Origin of the sequence: Fluviicola sp., from assembly GCF_030151805.1 — a bacterium.
Taxonomy (GTDB): Bacteria; Bacteroidota; Bacteroidia; order Flavobacteriales_D; family Crocinitomicaceae; genus Fluviicola.
In genome coordinates, this window is sequence record NZ_JASLCN010000149.1 from 1 (window position 1) to 3,410 (window position 3,410).

Sequence of the window (3,410 nt, forward strand, 5' to 3'; positions counted from 1 at the left end):
GCCAATTTCTTTGCCGTAGAATGAATGAATATCTTGTCGATCGCCAGGTAAAACGTGATTCCAAATCCGATGATGAACAACAAGGATCCCATTGCCCCGAAGAAATGCATCGGTTTTTTAGCAAATTTCCCCATGAATGCAACCGTCATCAAATCCAGCGGACCATTTAAAAAGCGGTTTAACCCGAATTTGGTCGTCCCGTATTTGCGTGCCTGGTGAACAACAACCTTCTCACCTATTTTATTAAAACCCGCATATTTTGCCAGTGGCGGAATGTACCGGTGCATATCTCCGTAGAGCTCAATACTTTTCACAACCACATTTTTATAGGCTTTCAACCCGCAATTAAAATCATGCAGGTAAATTCCGGTCATTCTGCGTGCAGCCCAGTTGTATAATTTTGTAGGGATTGTTTTACTAATCGGGTCGTAGCGCTTTTTCTTCCATCCGGAGACTACGTCAAAATCATCTTCTACGATCATGCGGTGCAATTCCGGCAATTCGTCCGGAGAATCCTGCAAATCAGCATCCATCGTTACAACCACTTTTCCCAAAGCAGCATCAAAACCAACATGAAGTGCCGCAGATTTACCGTAATTACGTTGGAATTTGATTCCGCGAACATTGGAATCTTCCAGTTTCAGGGATTCAATCACTTTCCAGGAACCATCTTTACTTCCATCGTCAATGAAAATAACTTCATAAGAGAGTTTATGCTCATTCAACACACGTTTGATCCACGCATGCAATTCCGGCAGTGATTCTACTTCATTGAATAAAGGAATGACGATTGATAATTCAAGTTGATTTTCCAACGTTTAAACTTTTTGAACAAAAATAGCGATTCTATTTGATTGACAATAGCTGAGTCTGACTCTGTTCGCAGGAACTTGTTCCGAATTAATCTCAAGCTGCTTCCGGTTTTTATTTTTGGATTACTTTTGCATCCGATTATAAGCAATACAATGAATCACCTTTATTCTATCTCCAAATCGTTTCAGGTAAGTATACTGATCGTTCTCACTTCCTTTTTCTCGCTGTCCCAGCAAGATTTTAACCATTATCAGACCCTGCTTTCGAAAGGTGAAATGCCTGCGGATTTCAGCACGCCCGTTTCCCAAAAAATACTGAATGATCTTGCAGCGAATAAACTCACCTTTAAAACAAAATTAGAAGCACAAAACTACCTGAAAAAAATCCACGAACGCCTGGATGAAATCCTGTATTCGGGTTACGTGACCTACGGTGACGAAGTTTCTGTTTACCTGCAGGATCTGGCTTCAAAATTATTAAAAGACGACCCGGAATTACTCAAAGAACTGCGGTTTTACACCATTAAATCCAACGAAACAAATGCCTTTTCAACGGCTCCTGGAATTATTTTCGTGACAACCGGTTTGATTTCTCAATTGTCATCCGAAGCACAGCTGGCTTTTGTTCTGGCGCATGAAATTGCACATTATGAGAAAAAACATGTCCATGAAGAATACCTGAATTACAAAAAAGTTGGACCGATCAAGCGGCAGGATCAAATCCTGGAACTCAGCCAGTTTTCGAAAGAGAAAGAACTGGAAGCGGATCAGCTTGCATTGAAAAGGTATCACAAAATGGGGTATTCTTCAGAAGAGTTAATTGGCGCATTTGATGTGTTGATGTATTCCTATCTTCCCTTTGATGAAGTAGCATTTCCGTTCAATTACTTCAATACGGAAAACATGACCATTCCGGAGAAGAAGATCAATGTGAAAATTAAACCGATCACTGCTGAGGAGAATTACAACGATACGTACAGTTCTCATCCGAATATCAAAAAACGAAAAGTAGCGGTTGAGAAGGCGATTTCAGAATATGCAGACTGGGGAACCAATTCGTTTGTACTGAACGAGGATCTTTTCTTTGAAATACGGACCACCTGCCGCCTTGAAAACATTCGGTTGAATATCATTGAAGGCAGTGAATTCAGTGCGCTCTATACGATCTTTTTGCTGGAGAAGGACTTTCCGAATTCACTTTATCTGGATAAAATGAAAACCCTTGCGTGGTTGTCCATCATTCAGTTAAAATTCAAGTTTGAAAAAACCAAAAAAGCAGAGCAAATTGAAGGTGAATCTTCTCTTCTGTATAAATTTCTGAATAAGTGCAATACCTTCGAATTGGCTACAATCGGGTTGCGGGTGGTGTATGACCTGCGGGCAAAACACCCCGGAGAATCGTTTTTTGAGGAATCCTACAACTTCTATGTGGAAGCTTTCAGCCAGGAACAAACAGTGAGTTTATCCAAATATCAGCCTTTCACCTATCAGCAGGCCTCGGTGAATGCAATCAATAAAACCAGCAATGAAACAGCCGAAAAAAAGGAAACAACTCCTCCTGCTGAAGGTTCAAAATACAGCCGTATCAAGGAAAAACGTTCGACACAATCTGTTCCGGTTTTCGATTCAACGGAATTTGCTGTTTACGCCATTTCGGACATTCTTCGCGACAGTTCTTTTGTACGAAAATTCACTACTCTGAAAGAACACAACGATTCCATGAAAGAAGCTTCCGAACAGTTTTATCTTTTGAGTAAGCGCGACCAGGAAAAAGCATGGAAAGCGCATATAACGGAACGTTCAAAAAAGGAAGCCAGTTTTAAAGATATTGTGATCGTGGAACCGAATATTCATTTGGAATCCAAAACCCCTAAAGCAGCATGGGAACTCGCCGCAGCTAAAAAAGCATACATGAAAACGCTTACTTCTGTAGCACAAAAACAAGGATTTAACCCGATTATTCTGACACAGGATTCGATTATTCAAAGAACTACCCGGGATTTCAATGAATACAATACCTACCTGGCTTACATGGAGCAAATCAACAGTGCCAATAACGGAAACAACTGTTTGTCGATCGACTATGATTTGATTAACGAATTCACCCAGGCACGCGGTGTTTCGCAGGTTCTCTTCACGCAGGTCGAGTATTTCTACTTCCCTGAATTCGACGGATTTACAATTATTGCCGGAACGATTGTTGCACCTTTCATTCCTTACGTTTACTTTGTTCATATTCCAAGAGCCATCAAACAAGGAAAAGATTTGAATATGTACTCCATGCTGATCAATACCAAAAGCGGAAAGAACTACTCGTATGTTCAGAGACATATTCATAAAACGGGAACATCGGAGAATTATTCACCGTATTACTCCGACTTTTTCAATCTGATCAAACAGTTTTAAAATTTTGAAGAGCTTTTCACCTTAAAACTGATTAGCCGATAAATGTGAATAATGTGCTCAAAGAAGGTTCATGAAGAAGAGAATGGAGAATGGAGAATGAAGAATTGAAAAGTTGTTTAGAAGAAATCCATTTGAACATTTGAACATTTGAACATTTGAACATTTGAACATTTGAACATTTGAACATTTGAA

2 protein-coding genes are annotated in these 3,410 nt (G+C 39.9%); one reads left to right on the top strand and one right to left on the bottom strand.

Features of this window, described 5'->3' with window-relative positions:
* A partial coding sequence (locus tag Q1V93_RS05665) for a glycosyltransferase family 2 protein (protein ID WP_300662630.1) occupies window positions 1-815 on the bottom strand: 815 nt, incomplete at its 3' end.
* Window positions 816-965: 150 nt separating this feature from the next.
* On the opposite strand from Q1V93_RS05665, the gene Q1V93_RS05670 reads away from it, so the two are divergent.
* Window positions 966-3,218: a M48 family metallopeptidase gene (locus Q1V93_RS05670; RefSeq protein WP_300662633.1), complete on the top strand. Its 2,253-nt coding sequence runs from the start codon at window positions 966-968 to the stop codon at window positions 3,216-3,218.
* Window positions 3,219-3,410: the final 192 nt, after the last annotated feature.

What these genes read in the sequence shown, in the direction of transcription:
- Q1V93_RS05670 (WP_300662633.1), top strand. Translation starts at nt 966, where the DNA reads ATGAATCACCTTTATTCTATCTCCAAATCGTTTCAGGTAAGTATACTG.